The organism is Enterococcus sp. HMSC076E04, assembly GCF_001814285.1.
GTDB classification, from domain to species: domain Bacteria; phylum Bacillota; class Bacilli; order Lactobacillales; family Enterococcaceae; genus Enterococcus_B; species Enterococcus_B lactis.
This window is the reverse complement of record NZ_KV815566.1, coordinates 1-21209: the sequence shown is the minus strand read 5'-3', so window position 1 is coordinate 21209 and position 21209 is coordinate 1. Positions and strand designations below refer to the sequence as shown.

15 protein-coding genes and 2 pseudogenes are annotated in these 21209 nt (G+C 38.0%); 12 read left to right on the top strand and 5 right to left on the bottom strand.

Features of this window, described 5'->3' with window-relative positions:
- Positions 1–23 precede the first annotated feature (23 nt).
- The 4 genes and pseudogenes from HMPREF2961_RS01660 to HMPREF2961_RS01645 form a co-directional block, all read right to left on the bottom strand.
- Positions 24–782 (bottom strand): annotated as a pseudogene (locus HMPREF2961_RS01660) (glucuronate isomerase); the annotation flags it as partial.
- 38 nt (positions 783–820) lie between these two features.
- Entirely contained in the window at positions 821–2320 is a 1500-nt protein-coding gene (locus HMPREF2961_RS01655; RefSeq protein WP_070703827.1) for a UxaA family hydrolase, read from the bottom strand.
- On the bottom strand, positions 2313–3734 hold the full coding sequence (locus HMPREF2961_RS01650; RefSeq protein ID WP_070703825.1) for a tagaturonate reductase: 1422 nt from the start codon (positions 3732–3734) through the stop codon (positions 2313–2315). Before HMPREF2961_RS01650 ends, HMPREF2961_RS01655 begins: the two co-directional genes overlap by 8 nt.
- A gap of 59 nt (positions 3735–3793) precedes the next feature.
- Positions 3794–4786, bottom strand: a complete 993-nt coding sequence (locus tag HMPREF2961_RS01645) for a LacI family DNA-binding transcriptional regulator (protein ID WP_002329936.1) — start codon at positions 4784–4786, stop codon at positions 3794–3796.
- 230 nt (positions 4787–5016) lie between these two features.
- On the opposite strand from HMPREF2961_RS01645, the gene HMPREF2961_RS01640 reads away from it, so the two are divergent.
- Positions 5017–7215, top strand: a complete 2199-nt coding sequence (locus HMPREF2961_RS01640) for a response regulator transcription factor (protein ID WP_070703823.1) — start codon at positions 5017–5019, stop codon at positions 7213–7215.
- A gap of 229 nt (positions 7216–7444) precedes the next feature.
- Here HMPREF2961_RS01640 and HMPREF2961_RS01635 read toward each other — a convergent pair whose 3' ends face one another.
- On the bottom strand, positions 7445–8317 hold the full coding sequence (locus HMPREF2961_RS01635; RefSeq protein WP_002329939.1) for a carbohydrate ABC transporter permease: 873 nt from the start codon (positions 8315–8317) through the stop codon (positions 7445–7447).
- Between the two features lie 297 nt (positions 8318–8614).
- Between HMPREF2961_RS01635 and HMPREF2961_RS01630 the strand changes: the two genes are divergently transcribed.
- From HMPREF2961_RS01630 to HMPREF2961_RS01580, 11 genes and pseudogenes are all read left to right on the top strand, one after another.
- Entirely contained in the window at positions 8615–9589 is a 975-nt protein-coding gene (locus HMPREF2961_RS01630) for an ABC transporter permease (protein WP_002320509.1), read from the top strand.
- A 21-nt stretch (positions 9590–9610) separates the two neighbouring features.
- A pseudogene (locus tag HMPREF2961_RS01625) lies at positions 9611–10305 on the top strand (YesL family protein).
- Positions 10271–11776 carry an extracellular solute-binding protein gene (locus HMPREF2961_RS01620; RefSeq protein WP_070703821.1) on the top strand — a complete coding sequence of 502 codons (1506 nt, stop codon included), beginning with the start codon at positions 10271–10273 and terminating at the stop codon, positions 11774–11776. The pseudogene HMPREF2961_RS01625 and the gene HMPREF2961_RS01620 overlap by 35 nt, the downstream one beginning before the upstream one ends.
- 73 nt (positions 11777–11849) lie before the next feature.
- Entirely contained in the window at positions 11850–12953 is a 1104-nt protein-coding gene (locus HMPREF2961_RS01615; RefSeq protein ID WP_002310857.1) for a glycoside hydrolase family 88/105 protein, read from the top strand.
- 2 nt (positions 12954–12955) lie between these two features.
- Positions 12956–14293: a glycoside hydrolase family 28 protein gene (locus HMPREF2961_RS01610; protein WP_070703819.1), complete on the top strand. Its 1338-nt coding sequence runs from the start codon at positions 12956–12958 to the stop codon at positions 14291–14293.
- Complete coding sequence (locus HMPREF2961_RS01605; protein WP_002373242.1) at positions 14280–15158, top strand: dienelactone hydrolase family protein; 879 nt, start codon at positions 14280–14282, stop codon at positions 15156–15158. Before HMPREF2961_RS01610 ends, HMPREF2961_RS01605 begins: the two co-directional genes overlap by 14 nt.
- Positions 15155–16078, top strand: coding sequence for a pectinesterase family protein (locus HMPREF2961_RS01600; RefSeq protein ID WP_002316127.1), 924 nt, complete (start codon positions 15155–15157; stop codon positions 16076–16078). The genes HMPREF2961_RS01605 and HMPREF2961_RS01600 overlap by 4 nt, the downstream gene beginning before the upstream one ends.
- Positions 16075–16485: a DUF4064 domain-containing protein gene (locus HMPREF2961_RS01595; protein ID WP_070703818.1), complete on the top strand. Its 411-nt coding sequence runs from the start codon at positions 16075–16077 to the stop codon at positions 16483–16485. The genes HMPREF2961_RS01600 and HMPREF2961_RS01595 overlap by 4 nt, the downstream gene beginning before the upstream one ends.
- Before the next feature lie 3 nt (positions 16486–16488).
- Entirely contained in the window at positions 16489–18057 is a 1569-nt protein-coding gene (locus HMPREF2961_RS01590; RefSeq protein WP_002316129.1) for a glycoside hydrolase family 43 protein, read from the top strand.
- A gap of 239 nt (positions 18058–18296) precedes the next feature.
- The gene (locus HMPREF2961_RS01585) at positions 18297–19715 is read left to right on the top strand and encodes an MFS transporter (protein ID WP_002316131.1); all 1419 of its coding nucleotides are present in this window, start codon (positions 18297–18299) and stop codon (positions 19713–19715) included.
- Positions 19716–19726: 11 nt separating this feature from the next.
- A complete protein-coding gene (locus HMPREF2961_RS01580; protein ID WP_025477399.1) occupies positions 19727–21037 on the top strand; it encodes a glycoside hydrolase family 28 protein in 1311 nt (436 codons plus the stop codon).
- Positions 21038–21209 lie beyond the last annotated feature (172 nt).

The following is a 21209-nucleotide window of genomic DNA, read 5'->3' as shown; positions in this document are numbered from 1 at the left end:
GGAAAAACGAATACAATTTAACTCAATTTATATAATACTGTTTCATCCGCTTCTTTATAGTGTAAGGTGTCTAAAGCGTGGTCGGAAACACGACATCCATGTTGATGGAAGTATTCTATCCGCTGCCCTAAAACTTCGATCAGTTCTTGATAGGTGGTAATCGTTTGGTCAGCTGCTTCTTCCAGTAGTGTGATCCATGCATTAAATCCTTCTTTTTCAATATTGAGTGTTTTATCTGGACGGAATGAAGGGAGAACTTTCAAATCTGGTTCTTCATGAGCAAGCAATTGATGATAGTGTAAGTCATCTGCTGGATCATCTGTCGTACAAATCACTTCTACATTCGATTTTTTCGCGATTTCCCGCCGACGGAAATCAGGAGTTGCCAAAATTTCATTTGCTTGTGTCCAAATTTTCTCTGCGTTTTCTTCATTTATCAACAAGTCAATATCGAAGAAACGCTTCAATTCAAGATGTGACCAACTGTAAAGCGGATTTCCGATAATTTTTGGTACGGTTTGACACCAAGCTAAAAATTTTTCAAAATCAGAAGCATTTCCTGTGATTTTTTCTTCAGGCACGCCGCAAGCTCGCATCAAGCGCCATTTGTAATGATCGCCTCCTAACCAAGCTTCTGTCAGATTGCTGAAATTGTTGTTTTCGTAAATTTCTTTTGGATCTAAGTGACAGTGATAATCAATAATGGGCATATTTTTTGCGTAGGAATGATAAAGCTTTTTCGCCCAATCGTCTTTTAATAAAAAATCATCAGATAAAAACATAAATCTTCCTTCTTTCTTTTTATACTATTTTATGAAAATCAAAGTGTTACTCCGTTTTTAAAAATGGCAATTTCTCGAACGTCATTTTGTTCATTTTTCGTTTCTTCTCCACTAGCCACAGCGATGATTTTTTGAACAAATGATTCTAAGATCACTTCCATTGGTTGTTCTAATAAGACGCCTGCATTAAAGTCCATCCAATGACCTTTGCGTTCAAAAAGAGTCGTGTTCGTAGATACCTTGACCGTAGGGACATATGAGCCAAATGGAGTCCCTCTTCCTGTGGTAAACAAGACCAACTGGCAATCGGATGAAGCAAGAGCAGAGGCAGCTACAAGATCATTCCCGGGAGCTTGTAATAAACTAAGTCCTGGTTTTCTGATTTTTTCGCCATATTGCAGTACATCAACGACAGGAGAGCTTCCTGATTTTTGCGTGCAGCCTAAAGACTTATCTTCTAATGTAGTGATCCCACCTGCTTTATTACCAGGAGATGGGTTTTCGTAAACTGGTTCCCCGTAAGACAAGAAATACTGTTTGAAGTCATTGATCAAGTCAACGATTGAATCAAAAACTTTTTCATTTTCCGCTCGTGCCATCAATACTTGTTCTGCACCAAACATTTCTGGCACTTCTGTTAAGATCGTGCTACCTCCTTGAGCAATCAAGTAATCAGAAAATGCACCAAGCAAAGGGTTGGCAGTTATTCCCGATAGACCATCAGAACCGCCGCATTTCAAACCGACATTTAACTTAGAGAGCGGGACTGGTATGCGCTGGTCGTTTTCGACCGCGGTTAAAAGTTCTTCTAATAGAGCTACGCCTTGTTCGATCTCATCATAGACATCTTGAGCCACTAGAAATTTCACTCGTTCTTCATCATATTCACCTAAAATTTTTTTGAATTCAGGAACGGTATTGTTCTCGCAACCTAATCCAAACACTAAAACTCCGCCAGCATTTGGATGGTTTACCGCGTCTGCTAAGATTTCTCGAGTATTTTGATGATCTTTTCCAAGCTGTGAACAGCCGTAGGGATGCTTTAAAATCGTAATATGATCAAACTGTCCCAGATCCGGATGTTTTTCTTTGAACTGTTTGACGATCAGTTCAGCAATACCATTCACACACCCAACGGTAGGGACTAAGAACAAGTCATTACGAATCCCTACTTTTCCATTTTTTCGTAAGTAGCCTTGAAATGTTCGGTTTTCAAAAGGATAATGACTTGGATGGACATCTTTTTCATATCGATAATCCAATTCACCAGAAAGGTTGGTTTTTACATTATGAGTGTGCAGCCATTGACCGGCAGTTACGTCTGTCGTCACGTGCCCGATTGGATAGCCATATTTGATCACGTTGTCTCTAGCTTTCAAATCACTCAATGCAATCTTGTGACCTTGCGGGATATCTTCAAGAGTGGTGATCGTTTGCTGATCAATCGTCAGTTGTGTTTGCTTTGGGATAGGTGTTAATGCGACAACAACACTGTCTCGTTGATTTAATTTCATTGTTGGTTGCAGGGTTTCAAGCATGGACCATCGTTCCTTTCATTTCTTGTAATACTGCTCGGACACCTTTTTGATCGATTTTTGTAGCCATTTCTTGAACAGTATCTGCCACATTCGGTAATTGAGACAAATCTTCTCCCCAAAGCGCAGCGTTTTGCAATAATCGAAGAATAGCTGTTTCATTATCAGACCAAGCATCAACAAATTCGTTTATTGTCTTTTCATCATCATGGGGCTTTACTTGATCGCCTCGATACATAAGAAGTAACGCAGCTAGTGAAACAGAGATTAGCGGTGGTACTTGATTTTTTTCTTCGATATACTTCTTGAAGACCGGAAGCAGACGGGTGCTGAATTTTGAAACACTATTTAATGAAATCGCTTCTAATTTGTGATGGGCAAAAGGATTCAAGAAACGTTCTTTGATTTGATCAGCATAAATGGCTAATTCATCTTTAGGTAAAGAAAGCATAGGAATCAATTCTAGATCGAATAGCTGATCAACATAAGCGGAGAATAAAGGATCTTTCATTACTTCTTCTACAGTTTCCAATTCCGCCAACAAAGCAAGAGGGACCATCGCTGTGTGCGGTCCATTAAGCAAATGCACCTTACGTTCACGATAAGGAGTCATATCATCTGTGATGATGACATTCAAGCCAGCCTGTTTGAATGGTAGTTGATTCTCCAACTCTTTAGGCCCTTCAATCACCCAAAGCATGAATGGTTCCGCTTTGACCATCAATTGATCTTCATAGTTATGTCGTTGATTGAAAACAGCTGCATCCTCACGAGGATAACCTGGTACGATGCGATCAACTAAACTACAACAAAAAACATTTTCTTTTTCTAACCACTCAATAAAAGCAGGTTCTAAATCCCATTTTTCTGCATAGCGTAAAATGATTTCTTTTAGACGTTCACCGTTTCTCTCAATCAATTCACAAGGAATAATCGTAAAACCGGCTTTGTTTAATTCGAAACGTCGGTATAAAAAGGCTGTCAGTTTGCCCGGGAAGCTCTGTGGTGGCGTATCTGTTCGTTCATCAGTCTCCACAAATTGGATTCCTGCCTCTGTTGTATTGGAGACGATATAGGCCAAGTCGTCATTTTCTGCTAGAGAAAGATAAGCATCCCATTCATGATAAGGATTGATCATTTGTTCTACTATGGTGATAATCTCGGAAGTATCAACGATTTCGCCATTGCTGAGTCCTTGTAAAATGACCGTATATAAATTGTCTTGCTGGTTCATCGTATTCCCAAGACCTTGTTCTAAAGGCTGAATGATGGCGACATTTCCTTTAAACAATTGTTGGTTATTCAGTTGCTGAATCTGCCAATCAACAAATCCGCGCATAAAATTGCCTTCGCCGAATTGAAGAACTTTTACGGGAGCCTCGTTTTTTTTCACTAATTCTTTTGTCAGTTTATTCATAGATTATTCCTTTCTGTGTTATGCACACGTTAACATTTTTATATAAAATTACTTGCAGTTTACAAGTAATTGATCGACTCACGAAGCATCAGTAAGGTGGAGAGCTCCATTTTAGATTGTTCGATCGGCCTGTCTTCAATCAAATCCAATAAAAGCTTTGTTCCTACTTGACACATTTCTTTCAACGGTTTGTGTACTGTAGTAAGCGGTGGATTAAGATAGGAGACGACTGGAGAATCATCGAACCCAATCAGAGAAATGTTCTGGGGAACACGAAGACCAGCTGAATGTACAGCTCTCAATGCACCAATCGCTATATCGTCGTTGCCACAAAAAACCAGAGTAGGCAGGTCAGAAAGCGATAATAGGTATTCCATGTTTTTGAGGCCGCTTTCTAAGCTGTAGTCTCCTGTTAAAAAATAGGCTGGATTGGCAGGGATGCTTGCTTTTTTTAGACTGTCCAATACACCTTTTTCTCGTTCTTTTGTCGAACGAAAGTTTTTTTTCCCACCAATATAAGCGATTTTCGTATGTCCGCACCCAATACCGTAATCTACTGCCTGCATAACACCGGCCGCATCATCGGCAGTAACATTGATAACCGCTGGATCATTGATGTGACGATTGACAACGACGAAGGGAAACGCTTTTTCTTTTAGATAATCGATAAAAGGCTGATCTTCATCACTTTGACTCATAACGATTAGACCATCATAACGTTGCAAATTGATTTCTGTTAAATCAACAGCATCGATACTTTCGACAGATAAGCTGTAGTTTGTGTCCAATACTGAATGGATACCTGCAATGGAATCTGCTAGGAAATTTGATGAAGTTCCTTTATGCAAACTTGAGAAAAACAGTCCGATCAGATATTTTTTTTGATTTACTAAACCTTTTGCACTATAGTTCGGCGAATAATTCATTTCCTTAGCTAGTTGCCGTATTTTTTGTTTTGTTTCATTTTTGATTAAACTGCTGTTATTCAAAGCACGAGAAACTGTCGTATGAGAAACACCAGCTGCTTTAGCGATATCTTTGATCGTTACCATTCCATCATTTTCCTTACTTTTTCACTTTTTGTTAACGCATTCATCATATTACGATAACTACGATAAGTCAATAGATCTTTGGTATGAAAAGATTGCACACGTTAAAAATTACTTGGATTTTTATTTTTAATTATGCTATTCTTAAAAGCGGGGAATGCTCATTTAATTAGATGAGTATCAATTTTACAGAAAAATGAAAGCCTTTTATTTAAAGGAAAGAGAGGAAGAAAATGAAGAAAAGTACAGTGTTTTATAAAATATTTTTACCGATGTTTTTATTAGGAGCCGTACTTGTCATAGGATTTAGTTTATTTATTTATCAGAATACCTATGAGTCGATCGAATCGAGTTATTTAACAGATAAAAAGAACCTGCTCAGGCAAGTCAAAACGAACGTTGAATGGAAAATCAGAACGATCGAATATTCGTTTTCTACGTATGGTTCGACCAAAAATTTCTCGGATATATTCAAGCATCCACTGACATATACAAATTACTCCACTTATTCTGAAATCAGGAAAGAGCTAAACTTTATAGAAACAATTGTTATGGATGATAATAATTATGATTTACTCAGTTTAGCTGGTAAATGGGGAGTAATCAATGGATCGTTGACTCAACTGACTGAAGAGGAAGTTGAAAGGTATCAACAAAAGTACATAAATAACAAAGATAATTTATTTTGGCAAAAGAAAAATAAAGGAATCGAAATGGTGATTCCTTTACCAATGTTTGAAAAAGAAAAATATGCATTGGGAATTGCTACGATAGAGAAACATACAATAGAACAAGTTGTTGGGGAAAGTGGAGAAGATATACTTTCTATCGAAAACGAAGATGGAAAGCTTTTTTCTACACAGAAAGTAAAAGAAGAAGAGCAGCCAGATGCATTAGCGGATGTGGATCTAGATTACAACCAGTTGAAAGTGATAAGAGAAAATGGGACATCCTATATCGTACTGAAATCAGATTATAATAATTGGATTTACAGATTAGAAGTTGATTCTAGTGCAATTGGAGCAACGATTCGCAATCTGAGAATCGGGTTAGTTGCAGTGTCTTTGACGCTGGTAGGACTGATCGGTCTCCTTTCCTATTTATTTTCGGATAGATTTGCCCGTCCAATTTCTCAAATTCAGGAACGTTTGAATCTTAAATCAAAAGGATTCATTGGGAAAGAACTAGATTTGGTCGCTCAATCAGTCAGTCGGATCATAGGAGAAAAAGAAGCGTTAAGTGCACACTTAGTTACCCAAAAGCCGCAACTAGAAACGTTATTTGTACTTAGTTTATTTAGAAATCGAGTAGAAAGGCGAGAACTAGATCAGCGGTTGCAGCAATTTGGTTATAGTTCTCAAACTGACTGCTATTATACGGCCTTGGTTCAAATCGATCTGTTAGAAGATAGTCACGGTGGAGAGCGGGATTTGCTACTTTTAGCAATCAACAACATGATCACGGAAATTGTGCCAAAGGAAAATCGAATGCTGCCGATCGTTTTGAATGAAGAAATGCAAGCCACTATTTATCGAATGGATAAAGACGATGCAGAAGCAAGCAAAAAAGTCATGGAGTATTGCCGACTCATTCAAAAACGTGTAAAAGAATACTTGAAATTAACTGTGAGTATAGGTATCAGTAACCGGTTCGAAACGCTGAATGAAAGCAAGCAATCGGTTGACCGAGCAAAAGAAGCCCTATATTATCGTGTAAATACTGGTCCGAGTTCGATCATATTTTATCAGGAAATTGTTCCTGCTGCGCATGAAAAAACGCTTATTAGATATCCAGTAGAAGAACAGAATCGATTGTTTGAAGCTATTCGTTCCGGAAATCAGGAAGTAAGGAAGTTGGTACATGAGTTAATTAATGCATTGTTCGCACAAAATAAAAATCCTCTGAGCCGAGAAGTAGTTTCGGTCCGTTTGATCAATGAGCTCGTTCAATTAGGGCAGTTATTGGGAGTAGATTCAAAAAATTTTGATAACATGAAACAAATCTATGTAAAAGCATTGAACAATTATCATCCCAAAGAGCTAGAAAAACTTGTTTTAGAACAATTAGTCTTGCCAAACACAGAATGTTCTCAAGCAATCACTGATCATGAATTTAAAAATCTTTCGGAGAATATCATGCACATCGTCTATACAGAATATGACCGTGATCTATCTCTAGATGTGATTGCTGATAGGTTGCACTATAACCCTAATTATTTAAGCAATGTATTTAAAAAGGAAACAGGAGAAAAATTTGGTGATTTCGTTCAAAATCATCGTCTAGAGGTAGCGAAAAAGTGGTTGAAAGAAACCAATCTCTCTGTAAAAGAGATTGCAGAAAGACTGCAATATCGAAATCCGCAAAATTTTATTCGTTTCTTCAAAAAGAAAGAATCGATCACTCCGGGAGAATATCGAAAAAAATATTTGTGAAACAAGAGGCTGTTTTTCTTGTGGTCTGATTCAAGCAATAAAAGAAAGGAGAATAACCTTAGTATTTGTCTTTATGAATAGTTAAATTTCAAGGCTAAGCACGCAAAAAGGACTGTGACCAAAGCTTTGTCACAATCCTTTTTTGCGAATAAACGGTATTCAAGAGACAGCTTATAAAAATAAGGCTGAACGTCTCTTTCATAACCTCTATTTTATGTTCCATACATAATCAACCTTTGACAGAACCTACGAGTGCGCCTTTGACAAAGTATTTCTGAACAAAAGGATAAGCAATCAGCATAGGGACTGTGGCAATAACGATAACAGCCATTTTAACTGTTTGTGCTGGTGGAATCACATCAACGGCACTACTTTCTGCTTGCATCCCGCTTGATACAATGACGATCTGACGTAAAAGAATCTGTATCGGCCATTTAGATGAATCGTTGATATACAAAATAGCGGTCATATAAGTGTTCCAGTAAGTAACAGCATAAAAAAGTGAGATAGTAGCAATAGACGGTAACGCTAATGGCAGCATGATTTTGAAAAATACACCGAAATCTGTGCAACCATCCATTTTTGCCGATTCTTCCAAACTATCCGGCAAGGCTTGGAAAAAGTTTCTCATAATGATCATGTTCATTGCATTAACAGCTACAGGCAAGATCATTGCCCAATAAGAATTGACCAGTCCCAGAGAACGAACAACTAAGAATGTGGGAATCATCCCCCCGCTGAACAACATAGAAAATACAACAAGAAAGTTGACGAATCCTCGACCAAACAAGTATTTTCTGGAAAGCCCGTATGCCATCAGTGAAGTTGCGCACATGCTGACGATCGTCCCAACCCCGGTAACGCCAATCGAAACAGCAAGTGCTCTAAAAATAGTTGGCGTAGATAGAATATAACGATACGCGTCTAGAGAAAAGGTAGTAGGGAAAAGGATAAATTTTTTCGCGACGACTTCTTGTGTAGAAGCGAAAGATGTAGCGATGATATTTAAAAAAGGCACGATACAGATCAAAGCTAGCAAGATCAGAAACGTATTGTTGAAAAATGTAAAACTTCTTTCTCCTATAGAGACTTTCTTTTTCATATAGATAGGCTCCTCCTCAAAATAAATTAAATGTTCTGTTTCTATGTATTCAATTTATCATCGGTGAAAGATTACGTATATAATCATTTCCTACGTTAAGTGTCAGATAGAAAAAAATAGAATAGTTACTAGGCGTATCTTATTTGTGAAGAAATACACTTTTATATTTTGCAAGTATAAAAATCGCTGCTGTGTAAGCGTTTTTACATGCGATAAAAATGATTATATACGTAATTCGGATAGTTATCTATCATAAAGACATAAGCAGCAAACATTCATAAAACTAAGGAGGGGCTTATGGAAAGTGTAAAGAAACAAGAACCATTTCAACTGACGCTATCGAAAAAAGAAGAAAAGCTCAGAAGACGAAAAAAAATAATTGCAGGAATCAAAACGAATAAATTTTTATACGTGATGATTCTGCCGGGGGTCCTTTATTTCCTGATCTTTAGGTATCTTCCTATGGGAGGGCTCGTTATTGCTTTTCAAGATTATCAACCATTTTTAGGGATAATGGGCAGTCCTTGGGTGGGATTCAAACATTTCATTCGTTTGTTTACAGAGCCGACTTTCTTTACTTTATTAAGGAATACTTTGATCTTGTTCGGGTTAAATATCTTCGTATTTTTTCCGATGCCAATTATTTTGTCCCTACTATTAAACGAAGTAACGAACAAGCGACTGAAAAGTGGGATTCAAACGATCATTTACATCCCTCATTTCATGTCTTGGGTAATCATCGTTTCGATTACTTATGTATTTTTGAACGTTGACGGAGGGGTATTGAATGAATTCCTTGCAACGATGGGATTTGAAAAAATCAGTTTTCTGACATCTCCTGAGTGGACACGAACAGTCTATATTGGACAAGTAATCTGGAAAGAGTTGGGCTGGTCTACGATCATCTACCTTTCAGCGATCACTGCAGTAGATACACAGTTATATGAAGCGGCTGAAATGGATGGCGCAGGACGCTTGCGAAAAACATGGCATGTTACATTGCCGGCGATTCGTCCAGTAATCATTACCTTGCTGATTCTAAAAATCGGTCAGACACTGGACTTAGGTTTCGAACATATGTACTTGTTATTGAATTCATTGAATCGAAGTGTTGCAGAAATTTTCGACACCTACATTTATACAGCTGGATTGAAGAATGGACAATTAAGTTTCAGTACAGCAATGGGATTGTTTAAAGGGGTCGTAGGATTATTCATGGTAATTTTAGCTAACAAGATCGCCAAAAAGCTAGGAGAAGACGGCGTTTACTAATTTAGAAAGAGAGGAAAAGACATGCTGCAGTCATTAGATAAAATAAATGGAAGGCTAAATCGTATTTTACAGTTGGTTTATTTGAATTTTCTGTGGGGTGGTTTAGTCATTGCAGGTCTGGGGGTTTTTACTTTTGGTCCTGCATCTTATGCAATGGTTGCAGTGATTAGAAAATGGCTGCGCACAAAAGAATCATTTCCTTTGACGAAAACGTACTTCTCATATTTTAAAGAAAACTATCGTGAAACCTTGCTGATGAGCTGGATATACGGCGTCATCGGAGTTGTTTTACTTGTGGATCTTTCTTTCATACACAATTGGTATCTTAGAATCGCTTTGTATATTGCTGCGTTCTTGTATTTGCTCTCAGCACTCTATATTTTTCCAATCATGGCACATTATGATTGGAAAGGATATTTTTCCAAAAAATGAAAATGGCATTTTTGTTCGGATTCTCTCATCTTCATTATTCATTAGTATTAATACTAAGTCTGGTGGGGATTTACCTGATGATCATCCAAACAATGCCAGGTGTTTTAACCTTTATCGGTGGCAGTCTCTTCTTTTCCGCAGTCACGTGGACAGCAAATTCTATATTTTGCCATTTGGAATGGAAGAACTCATATACAGAAAAAACAGAAGAAAACAAAAATATCATTAAAACAGTGAAGGAGAAAATTTATGAAAAAAGCAACGCTCGTAAAATTAGGTCTTAGTTTTGCAGGAATTTTAGCACTTGCCGCATGTGGCAACAGTTCAAACAACAGTTCTTCAGAAACAGAAGATGGGAAAACCAAAATCACTTGGTTGAATATTTTACACCATGCTTCACCCCCAACTGACACAATCGTGAACCTAATAGAAGAAAAAACCGATACGGAACTTACATTCAATTGGATTCCTGATGCTTCAAAAGAAGAAAGACTGACAACTGCATTGGCTTCTGACGAACTAGGAGATATCGTTACACTTCAAATTGCTATGCTGAAAAACTCTTCTGTCCGAAGTGCGTTGAAATCAGGCGTATTCTGGGATGTATCGGAATATTTAAAAGACTATAAAAACTTAAGCCAAATCTCTGAGGATAGAATCGAAGCTGCAAGTATCGATGGAGTATTGTATGGTGTGCCAATGCAAAAGGACTATGCTCGTGCTGGTTTAGTCATTCGAAAAGACTGGTTGGATAATCTTGGATTAGATGTTCCAACTACGATGGATGAACTTTACGAAGTAGCTAAACAATTTACAGAAAACGATCCAGATGGAAATGGTGTGGATGATACAGTTGGTTTTGGTGATCGTGCGCCTAGTGATATTCGTTATACCAGCTTTAAGCTGTTCACTTCTTATTTTGGAGCACCGAATGGCTGGGCTGTAGACGATAATGGCAAATTTACTCCAGAATTTGATACAGAAGAATACATGAAAGCGTTGAACTTCTCAAGAGATCTATTTGAGAATGGCTATTTGGCACAAGATTTTGCGGTTACTCAAAAGACTGACCAGCAAGAACAATTTGCACAAGGAAAAACAGGAATCTACACTGGGATGGTGGATATCAAGAACCTGAAAACAATGGGACAAGGCATTCAAGATGGTATGGAGTTAATTCCTGTAAACAAGATCTCAGATGGTGAAGGCGGCGGTTATCATGTTTGGTCAGAAGGAAATGGTATTGGCGGTTTGTTAGCATTCCCTAAATCACAAGTAAAAGACGAAGCACAATTGAAGAAATTACTGCAATTTGTTGATGATCTTCTAGAAGAAGATATGTATAAATTGATGACTGGTGGTATTGAGGGAACACATTATGAATTGAATGATGATGGTTCTATTGAATTTATCGATATGGATCTTTGGCAACAAGAAGTGCAACCGCTATCAAGTTCTCGCCCTAGTGAAGTAACGTTCTCTTTCAAAGACGCAGATCCTGAAAAAGAATTGTCGAATCAATTGATCAAAGAAAACGAAGAATTCGCTGTAATGGATCCTTCTGTGCCATTGGATTCACCGACGAACAATGAAGTAGGATCGGAAATCGAAAAAATCGTTATTGATGCTACAGTGCAATACATCATGGGACAGCTTGACGAAGACGGATTCAAGAAAGCTGTAGAAGACTGGAAAGCACAAGGTGGCGACCGAATCACACAAGAGTACGAGGAAGCATACAAAGCCGCACAATAGTATAGATGATTGGGACAAATACTGCTTGGTATTTGTCCCACATCCTATTTTAACTTTTAAAGGAGAGCAAATAATGGAAAACTGGTCAAAGAAATTAGCAAAAAGCATCATGGAAAGAACACCTCGCTTATATGAAGAAAAGTGGTATAAAGGAAAATGGTCTTATGACTATGGCGTCGTACTTAAAGGGTTCCAATTACTTTGGGAACAAACCCAAGAAAAAATTTATTTTGATTTCATAAAAGACAATATCGACTATTTCGTGCAAGAAGATGGAACGATCCGTGGCTACAGCGTTGAAGAATACAATATCGACCATGTAAATACAGGAAAGCTTTTCTTTTTATTGTACAAAGAAACAGGCGAAGAAAAATATAAAAAAGCAGCAGAACTCCTTTCCCAGCAGTTGGCAAACCATCCGCGTACATCCGAAGGGGCTTTTTGGCATAAAGAAATTTATCCTTATCAAATTTGGTTAGATGGATTATATATGGGCTCACCTTTTTATGCTGAATTTATCCAGAATTTTAGTGAGGAAAAAGATTACCAAGATGTCTTGAGACAGTTTGAAATCAGCTATAAACATTTATTCGATCCAAAAACAAATTTATTAATCCATGCATGGGATGAAAAGAAAGTCCAACCATGGGCTGATCCAGAAACAGGTTTATCTCATCATTTCTGGAGTCGATCGATTGGCTGGTATCTGATGGCTGCGGCAGATACCTATGAATTGCTTCATGCGGAAACGGATTGTTCTTTGCTGAAGGAAATTTTAGAAAAGACATTGACCGCATTACTTCCGTATCAAGAAGAAAACAGTGGGACATGGTATCAAGTAACAACAGAAACAAAACGGAAAGGAAATTATCTGGAAGCTTCTGGCAGCAGTATGTTTGTTTACGCAATGGCTAAAGGGATACGCTTAGGCTTGCTGAACAAAGAAGAGTGGCTGCCGCAAGTGAAAAAATCTCATCAAGGACTACTCGATGAATTTGTTCTTGAAACAAAAGAAGGCTGGTTGAACTTGAACAAAAACTGTCAAGTAGCAGGGTTAGGCGGAGCAGAACAGCGAGATGGTTCATACGCTTACTACATCAGTGAGCCGATTATTTGTAATGATCAAAAAGGTGTCGGTGCATTCTTGCAAGCATTGATCGAAGTGGAGGCATTATAAACATGTATGATATTTTGACATTTGGCGCATCAATTGATGAATTGAATACTGAAGCAATACAACAAGCGATTGATGCAGCAGCAAGCGCAGGAGGCGGAACCGTAGTTGTGCCAGCAGGTGAATTTTTAACAGGGGCTTTATTTTTAAAAAGCAATGTAGAACTTCATTTGAGCGCAGGGGCGGTTTTGAAATTCTCTGACGATCCAAAAGATTATCCTGTTGTTCATTCACGTTGGGAAGGAGTCCATCGAAAAGTCTATGCTTCCTGTATCTATGCACAAAATGTAGAGAACATCTCTGTCACTGGTTTTGGTACATTAGATGGAAATGGAAAAAAATGGTGGCATACTTTTCGAAACGAACCAGATAATCTGGCTTATCCTCGTCCTAAATTGATGAGCTTCCATAACTGCCATCGAATCACTGTGAAAGATATCAAACTGATCCAGTCACCAAGCTGGACGATCAACCCAATTCTTTGTAGCAACGCGACGTTTGACAACTTGACGATTTTGAACCCAGCGGATTCACCAAATACAGACGGCATCGATCCAGAATCCTGCAAAAATGTGCGTATTAGTAATTGCCATATTGACGTGGGAGATGACTGTATCGCAATCAAAGCAGGGACTGAAGATACGTACGAAAGAATTGCTTGTGAAAATATCACGATTACAAACTGCACGATGGTCCATGGACACGGAGGGGTCGTGTTAGGAAGTGAAATGAGTGGTAGTATACGTAATATTACCATTTCAAATTGTATCTTCCAAGAAACTGATCGAGGAATACGATTGAAATCTAGACGAGGTCGAGGCGGGATCGTTGAAGATATTCGAGTATCCAATATAGTCATGGATAATGTGATGTGTCCATTTATACTGAATCTTTATTATTTCTGCGGTCCGCGAGGAAAAGAACCATATGTATGGGAAAAAACGGCTTATCCGATAGATGAGCGGACACCAGCATTCAGAAGGATCCATTTTTCGAATATCACGGCAAGGAATGTCCATGCTTCTGCAGGATTTATTTATGGATTAGCAGAACAGTTTATACAAGAAATCACATTTGATAATATTGATGTTTCAATGGCCCAAGATGCAGTTCCCGGTGTCCCTGCTATGATGACAGGGATAGAGGAAATGAGCAAGCAAGGATTTTACATTGGTTTTGCGGATAAGGTTACCTTTAATCAAATGACGATTGAGAATCATGAAGGACCAGCATTTCTATTAGAAAATACGAAAGAAATCAGTACTGAGAAATTCCGATCAACTCAATCGGAAAATATGGATGAGCTGGTTGTTCGTAAAAACTTTGCTTATGCAGTTGAATGACTTTTTAGGTGATCCATCTAGCAGACTTACTCCTAGTGGAAAGCGATTATACAGAGAAAAACAAAATGGGTTTATGCTTGAATATTATCAACTGTACTTAAATGAATTGGAAACAGTACCAGCACTTTATGCTTACCCGGAGAAAGAAGGACCGTTTCCGACGGTCCTTTACCTGCATTCTCACGGCGGAGATTTTTCAGTCGGGAAAAGTGAATTGATCCATGGTGCTCCTTACTTAGCTTCTCCATCTTTTGCAGAAGTACTGACAGGAATGGGATATGCTGTTTGGTCGATTGATGCTTGGGGATTTGAAGAACGCGGAGGTATTTCCGAAAGCGAGTTGTTCAAACAATTTTTATTAACAGGAAAAACGTTATGGGGAATGCGTATTTATGATGTGATCAGCTTGATCGATTATTTGGAGACAAGGGAAGACACAGATACTCAACGGATCGCAACGATTGGTCTTTCTATGGGAGGCTTATTAAGCTGGTGGGTGGCGGCATTGGATTCTCGTGTCAAAGTTTGTATTGATCTAGCGGCACAGGTGGACATCGAAACACTTTTGCTACATCGTCGCCTAGATCATCATGGGTTTTATTACTATGTGCCAAACCTACTGACAGCTTATACAACGTTAGCAATCCAAGAAAAAATCGCTCCGCGCCCTCGTCTTAGCTTAGTTGGAAAAAACGATACGATGTGCTTGGACGAAGGCGTACTGAAGCTGAGAAAAGGACTGGACAAGAAGTATCGATCAATGGGTAGTCCAGAAAACTTTTCTTCTTTTTCTTTAACAGGCGGGCATATGGAAACACAAGAAATGAGAAACATTTGGAAACAATTCATAAGGGAGCATTTATGAGGATGAAAGACAAACTGATAATTGGAAAAAATTCTATAGATACCCCGACGGATTTTGAAACTATCCAAGAAGGAATCGATTATTTGGCAGACCTGCCGGATAGCCATCCAAAGGTCTTGATAGTAAAAGAAGGAAGATATGATGAATATATAGAAAGCAGATTATCCAATTTTAAACTTGTGGGAACAGGAACAGTAGTGATCTCCGGTAATCGTTTTGCAAAACAGGAGTATCTTGACGGTAGCCAGTTAGGGACTTTCCGAAGTGCTACTTTTTTCTTAGAAGGATCGAATGTCGTATTAGAAAATCTTCACATCGAAAATACAGCAGGTCCAGGAGAAAAAGTAGGTCAAGCTGTTGCTTTATTCAATTCAGGAGATCGCGTATTGTTAAAAAACTGTCGACTAACTGGTTATCAGGATACTTTATGCACGGGTCCGTTGCCTGACTTGCAAAAAAATGGTACACCTTTTTGTACACCGGCTTCTGCCAATCCTGATTATTGTCGTCAGACCTATGAATATTGTTGGATTGAAGGAACGGTGGATTTCATATTTGGTGGGGCAGATGCAGTTTTTCGCCAGTGCCGTATCCATAGCTTAGCCAGTAAAAATCCTGGATACATCACAGCAGCATCTACGCCGAAAAATCAAAAATCAGGGTATCGTTTTGAAAGCTGTACCTTGACTGCAGAGCCTGATACTAGAAACGTCTATTTAGAAAGACCGTGGCGTCCGTATGCAAATGTCGTGTTTGAAGCGTGTAAGATAGGTGGGCATGTTCACCCAACTGGTTGGGACAATTGGGATGACAAGAAAAATGAACAGACTGCCAAATTCTCTGAACGAAATAACAATTATGAAACACCAATCAAAAGACCTGAATGGATCCATTTAGAAAAGCAGGGGGTTCTGAAATGAAAAGAAAATGGGAACTATTGCTAGGAATGATCGGTGGCAGCCTATCTCTGATTTTCTTTGGCGGGTTAGCAGTTACTTTAAGTAATATGTCTGCGTCAGAGTTTAAAAAAAGTTATCAGTCGCTTGCTATCGATCATCCAACTTTGTCTTTAGAAAATACATTTGAGCTATTACAGGACATGACTGGTCTGTTTGCCGTTGTATTGTTTATTTCACTTTCTTTTTTAGCAGTAGCACTATTTTTGACGGCTAAAGGAAAATACTTAACAACTGCCACTGGCTTGTATTTTATAACGGGAGTTATATTGTTGGTCGGCACTCAGTTTATTGCGTTTCCTTTTGCATTTTTTTATTTTGCCGCTGGGGCATTCAGTTTGTATCGAGTAAGAATAAGAAAGGAAGCCTGAATCATGCAGACTATCAAAGTGAAAAATCCTATTTTAAGAGGGTTCAATCCAGATCCTAATATTTTAAGAGCGAAAGACCGATATTACATTATTGTCTCCTCTTTTGAATGGCTTCCAGGAATTCGAGTATATGAGTCGAAGAATTTAGTCAATTGGTCACATACAACGGATATTTTGACCACTCAAGTATCTTTGCAAGGAAATCCTACAAACGGAAGCATATGGGCACCGCAAATCAGTTATGCTGATGGATTGTTCTATCTTGTTTACACAGATGTCAAAAGTGCAGGCCGTCCGTTTAAAGATGTCCACAATTACTTGATTACTGCATCTGAGATCACAGGACCTTGGTCCGAACCGATTTATTTAAATAGTAACGGCTTTGATCCTTCTTTGTTTCATGATTTGGAAACAGGAAAAAAATGGCTTGTCAATGAATTATGGGATTATCGTCTGGACACACCGAATAAATCCAGCGGTATCGTATTGCAAGAATATGATGCAGAGAAGAAGAAGCTTGACGGTCCCATCTATAAAATATTTGCAGGTACAGAATTAGCGAAAACAGAGGCACCGCATTTGTATTTTCGTAACGGGTATTATTATTTGATGACAGCAGAAGGCGGTACAGGAAGAGGACATTCAGTCACAGTCTGCCGAGCAAAGAAGATTACTGGTCCTTACGAGCTTGATCCTGGTTTTCCTATGCTGACAGCTAGTGACAAACCTGCTTCTACATTGCAATGTACAGGACATGGGAGCTTAGTACAAACCCCGTCAGGAAAATGGTACATGACATATCTTTGTACCAGACCATTAAACGGTGCGGCTATTTTGGGAAGAGAAACCGCTATCCAAGAAGTGTATTGGACGTCCGACGATTGGTTAAGGCTTAAAGATAACCAGACAACTCCGATGGAAGAAATAATGATTGAGACGAATGAAGAGGTACAACAAGAGAGAGATCATCAGTTTATGGATACATTTGAAGGAGAGCTAAAAAAGAACTGGAATGCCAGACGTATTTTGCCAAGGGCTGATTGGTGTGATACAAAAACTAGACCTGGTTTTTTACGACTGATTGCCGGTGAATCTCTTCAATCTACCTTTGACCATCACTTATTAGCTATTCGGCAAACGGATTTTACTTTTGATGCGGAGACAGCATTTGAATATGCACCTAATAATTTTAATCAGATGGCTGGACTGGTATTGTACCTAAATGAATCCAATTATATTTATTGCTATGTTACTTGGGATGAGAACAAGGGAAAATGTCTTCGTATGATAGAATCAGAAAACGGAGTTGCACAAATAGAAGATTGGAGGATTCCATTCACAGAAAAGAAGACTTTCTTGAAAGTAGCCGTAAGGAAAGAGACAGCACAGTTTTATTTGAAAGACACACCATCTGAAGAATGGAAGGAAGTAGGTCTACAAAAAAACATGTGTATACTCTCAGGTGGATTTACCGGGAATTTTATCGAGATAGTCGTACATGATTTGAATAGAAAAAGAGGAAGTTATGCGGACTTTGAATTTTTTAAGTACGAAGGAAAAGATCTTGAATAATCTAACTCTCTAATAAATAGAGATTCACTAACTTGTTTTTGCTAGTTAGTGAATCTTTTTATTTATCTATGATGTTATGAAAATAATATTAATGCCCTTTTCTGACAATGTTTTTAAACGTATTTTTGTTTTTTTCTGTCAAAATAATGCAATAAAATGTCAATATTGTGAATATAAAAACAAGAAAAAAAGAGTTATGATTTTGAAAACGTTTACTAGAAGAGGTAGGAGGAATTCAAATGCTTTCACAAAATGCTGTTACAGCAAATACAGTAAAAAAAGAAAAAAAGGAATTTGGGATTTCCGATAAGATAGGCTACATGTTCGGTGATTTAGGTAACTGTTTTATTTTAGGTTTGGTCAATAGTTTCTTGATGATTTATTATACGAATGTTCTTGGTGTTTCAGGAGCAATTGTAGGTACGTTATTCTTGATTTCAAGAATTTTGGATGCGTTTGCTGATGTGATGGTTGGAAGATTATGCGATGTCTCAGAGTTAACAGAAGCTGGCCGATTTATTCCTTGGATCAGAAAAATGAAATATCCATTTTGCTTAGTGACAGTCATTTTGTTTTTACCATTCGTCCAACATCTTCCAATGACGGTGAAGATTGCATATATTTTTGTTTCATATATTGTTTATGGTATTTTTCTGTCAACAATCAATATCCCTTATGGAGCAATGGCAGCAGCCATTAGTTCAAATCCTAATGACCGCACCTCGTTATCCACATTCCGAAGCATTGGTTCTGCGATTGGCGGGTCAACTACAGGGTTCTTTATCCCGATTTTGATGTACACCCATAACAAGAATGGGCAGCAAGTCGTTTCGGGGAATCATTTCTTTTGGATTTCCATCGGATGTGCGGCAATTGCATTTGTCGCATACATGCTGACTTGTAAATTGACTACTGAACGAGTAAGAGTTGTCAAAAACGAAAAAGTGTCTGCTTCTCAGTTGGTAAAAGGTTTGTTGGCTAACCGAGCACTGATTATTTTAGTCATTGTTGACATTTTCATTGTGATCAATCAGATTTTAGCTGGGACGAATATGACTTATTTATTTAATGATTACTTCCATAATAAACAAGCAATGTCTGTTGCTCTTTTATTTACTTACGGAACAGTAGTAGTTTTAGCACCATTTGCTACAAAGCTGACAAAATTATTTGGTAAAAAGGAAGCAAGCGTATTTGCGTTACTCGCTTCTTCATGTATGTACTTGCTGATGTATTTCCTTCATATAACAAATGCATGGGTATATCTGATTCTTTTATTTATTGCTACTTTAGGATCTGGTTTATTCAATTTGATGGTCTGGGCATTCATTACTGACGTGATTGACTATCATCAATATAAGACAGGCTTAAGAGAAGATGGAACAGTATACGGAGTGAATTCTTTTGCGAGAAAAGTAGGACAAGCGTGCGCAGGAGCAGTCGGAGGATTTATGCTAGCACTCATTGGTTACCAATCGTCTACAACAGGTGGAGCCATCCAATCAGTTTTAGTACAAGAAAGAATTTATACGATGGCAAACTTGCTACCAGCATTCTGTTTATTTGTATCCGCAATCATTTTGTTAGTAGGGTATCCGCTGAATCGTTCGAAAACTGTGTTTATTGGTGAAGAATTAAAAAAAATCAATGAAAGATAAGGAGAAAAGTATTGCAGACAAAAAAAGAGTTCATCAATGCTTTAGACTTTAAAACAAACGACATTCAACAAGATGATACAGTAATGCTGCAAAAGGCAATCAATCAAGGTGCAAAAGAACACTTGCCCGTATTTATTCCAAAAGGTATTTATTTAGTCGGTGCACTTTTTTTAAAAGATAAGAGCCATCTCATTTTCGAAGAAGGGGCTGTTCTCAAGGGGAAAACAGAGATCGAAGCATTTCCAGAGATTGATACACGAGTTGCTGGAATAGAAATGAAATGGCCAGCAGCGATTTTGAATGTTCTCTCAGCAAAAGATATTCTTATAGAAGGAAAAGGAATAATCGACGGTCAAGGAGAGCATTGGTGGGAACTATATTGGGGGAAAGACCAAAAAAGCGGAACAAGAGCTGAATATGATCGAAAGGGACTGCGTTGGATTGCAGATTATGCTATTAAGCGTCCGCGCGCGTGTTTACTGTATCATGCAGAACATGTTGTCATTCGTGATTTGATTTTTCAAAAATCAGGTTTTTGGAACCTGCAAATCACTTATTCTAACGATGTATTAGTAGAAAAAGTAATCATCCGTCATAATGATGGGCCAAGTACAGATGGGATTGATATTGATTCTTCAACAGATGTGCGTATCTATGAATGTGATTTGGCCTGTGGTGATGATTGTATCGCTATTAAATCTGGTAGGGACGGTAACGGTGCAAGAGTCAATCGAAAATCATCAAGAATCGAGATTGCGAGATGTAACATTCGTTCAGGTTACGGTGTAACTATTGGTAGCGAAGTTAGTGCTGGAATTAGTGATGTGTATATTCACGATATCGATTTTTTTCAGTCAGACTGTGGTATTCGAATGAAATCTTCAAGAGAAAGAGGGGGAGTGATTGAAAATATCAGGGTAGAAAACCTGAATATGATGGATGTACAATTTCCGTTTTCTTGGATAATGGACTGGCATAATGAATATAATAGAAAAAATAGCAATGATCTTGAACGAATGCCAGAAAGTTGGCAAGCAGTGGCTGAAGAAATACCTGAATCAAAACAAATGACAAAACTCAGAAACATACATGTCAAAAATGTACAGGCAAGTCTTTCTCCAGGCTATCCACTTCCTTCTCGGGCTTTTGACTTGGTAGCATTTCCTGAAAAACCTATAGAAGATGTCTGCTTTACTCATTGTACAATAACTGCAAAAGAATTTGGACGAATCGAAGCAGTTCAAAACTTATGTTTCGAAAGCTGTATTCTATCAATAGAAACAGGGAACACAGTTGCAAACAATACTTTTGACAATCGTTGAAATTATAATAAGGTCAAGCTAAAATATTATTTTAGCTTGACCTTTATTTTTTTTAATGATATATTAAACAACGTTGTCGCATCTGATTGAAACATTTTGTTAAAATTCCAAAAAAGAGTTGACACATGTTTTTAGACGTGATAAGATAACTGAGTCGTTAAAAAAGAACAGC

What these genes read in the sequence shown, in the direction of transcription:
- HMPREF2961_RS01615 (WP_002310857.1), top strand. Translation starts at nt 11,850, where the DNA reads ATGGAAAACTGGTCAAAGAAATTAGCAAAAAGCATCATGGAAAGAACA.
- HMPREF2961_RS01635 (WP_002329939.1), bottom strand. Translation starts at nt 8,317, where the DNA reads ATGAAAAAGAAAGTCTCTATAGGAGAAAGAAGTTTTACATTTTTCAAC.
- HMPREF2961_RS01595 (WP_070703818.1), top strand. Translation starts at nt 16,075, where the DNA reads ATGAAAAGAAAATGGGAACTATTGCTAGGAATGATCGGTGGCAGCCTA.
- HMPREF2961_RS01645 (WP_002329936.1), bottom strand. Translation starts at nt 4,786, where the DNA reads ATGGTAACGATCAAAGATATCGCTAAAGCAGCTGGTGTTTCTCATACG.
- HMPREF2961_RS01620 (WP_070703821.1), top strand. Translation starts at nt 10,271, where the DNA reads ATGAAAAAAGCAACGCTCGTAAAATTAGGTCTTAGTTTTGCAGGAATT.
- HMPREF2961_RS01650 (WP_070703825.1), bottom strand. Translation starts at nt 3,734, where the DNA reads ATGAATAAACTGACAAAAGAATTAGTGAAAAAAAACGAGGCTCCCGTA.
- HMPREF2961_RS01585 (WP_002316131.1), top strand. Translation starts at nt 18,297, where the DNA reads ATGCTTTCACAAAATGCTGTTACAGCAAATACAGTAAAAAAAGAAAAA.
- HMPREF2961_RS01640 (WP_070703823.1), top strand. Translation starts at nt 5,017, where the DNA reads ATGAAGAAAAGTACAGTGTTTTATAAAATATTTTTACCGATGTTTTTA.
- HMPREF2961_RS01655 (WP_070703827.1), bottom strand. Translation starts at nt 2,320, where the DNA reads ATGCTTGAAACCCTGCAACCAACAATGAAATTAAATCAACGAGACAGT.
- HMPREF2961_RS01610 (WP_070703819.1), top strand. Translation starts at nt 12,956, where the DNA reads ATGTATGATATTTTGACATTTGGCGCATCAATTGATGAATTGAATACT.
- HMPREF2961_RS01630 (WP_002320509.1), top strand. Translation starts at nt 8,615, where the DNA reads ATGGAAAGTGTAAAGAAACAAGAACCATTTCAACTGACGCTATCGAAA.
- HMPREF2961_RS01600 (WP_002316127.1), top strand. Translation starts at nt 15,155, where the DNA reads ATGAGGATGAAAGACAAACTGATAATTGGAAAAAATTCTATAGATACC.
- HMPREF2961_RS01605 (WP_002373242.1), top strand. Translation starts at nt 14,280, where the DNA reads ATGCAGTTGAATGACTTTTTAGGTGATCCATCTAGCAGACTTACTCCT.
- HMPREF2961_RS01590 (WP_002316129.1), top strand. Translation starts at nt 16,489, where the DNA reads ATGCAGACTATCAAAGTGAAAAATCCTATTTTAAGAGGGTTCAATCCA.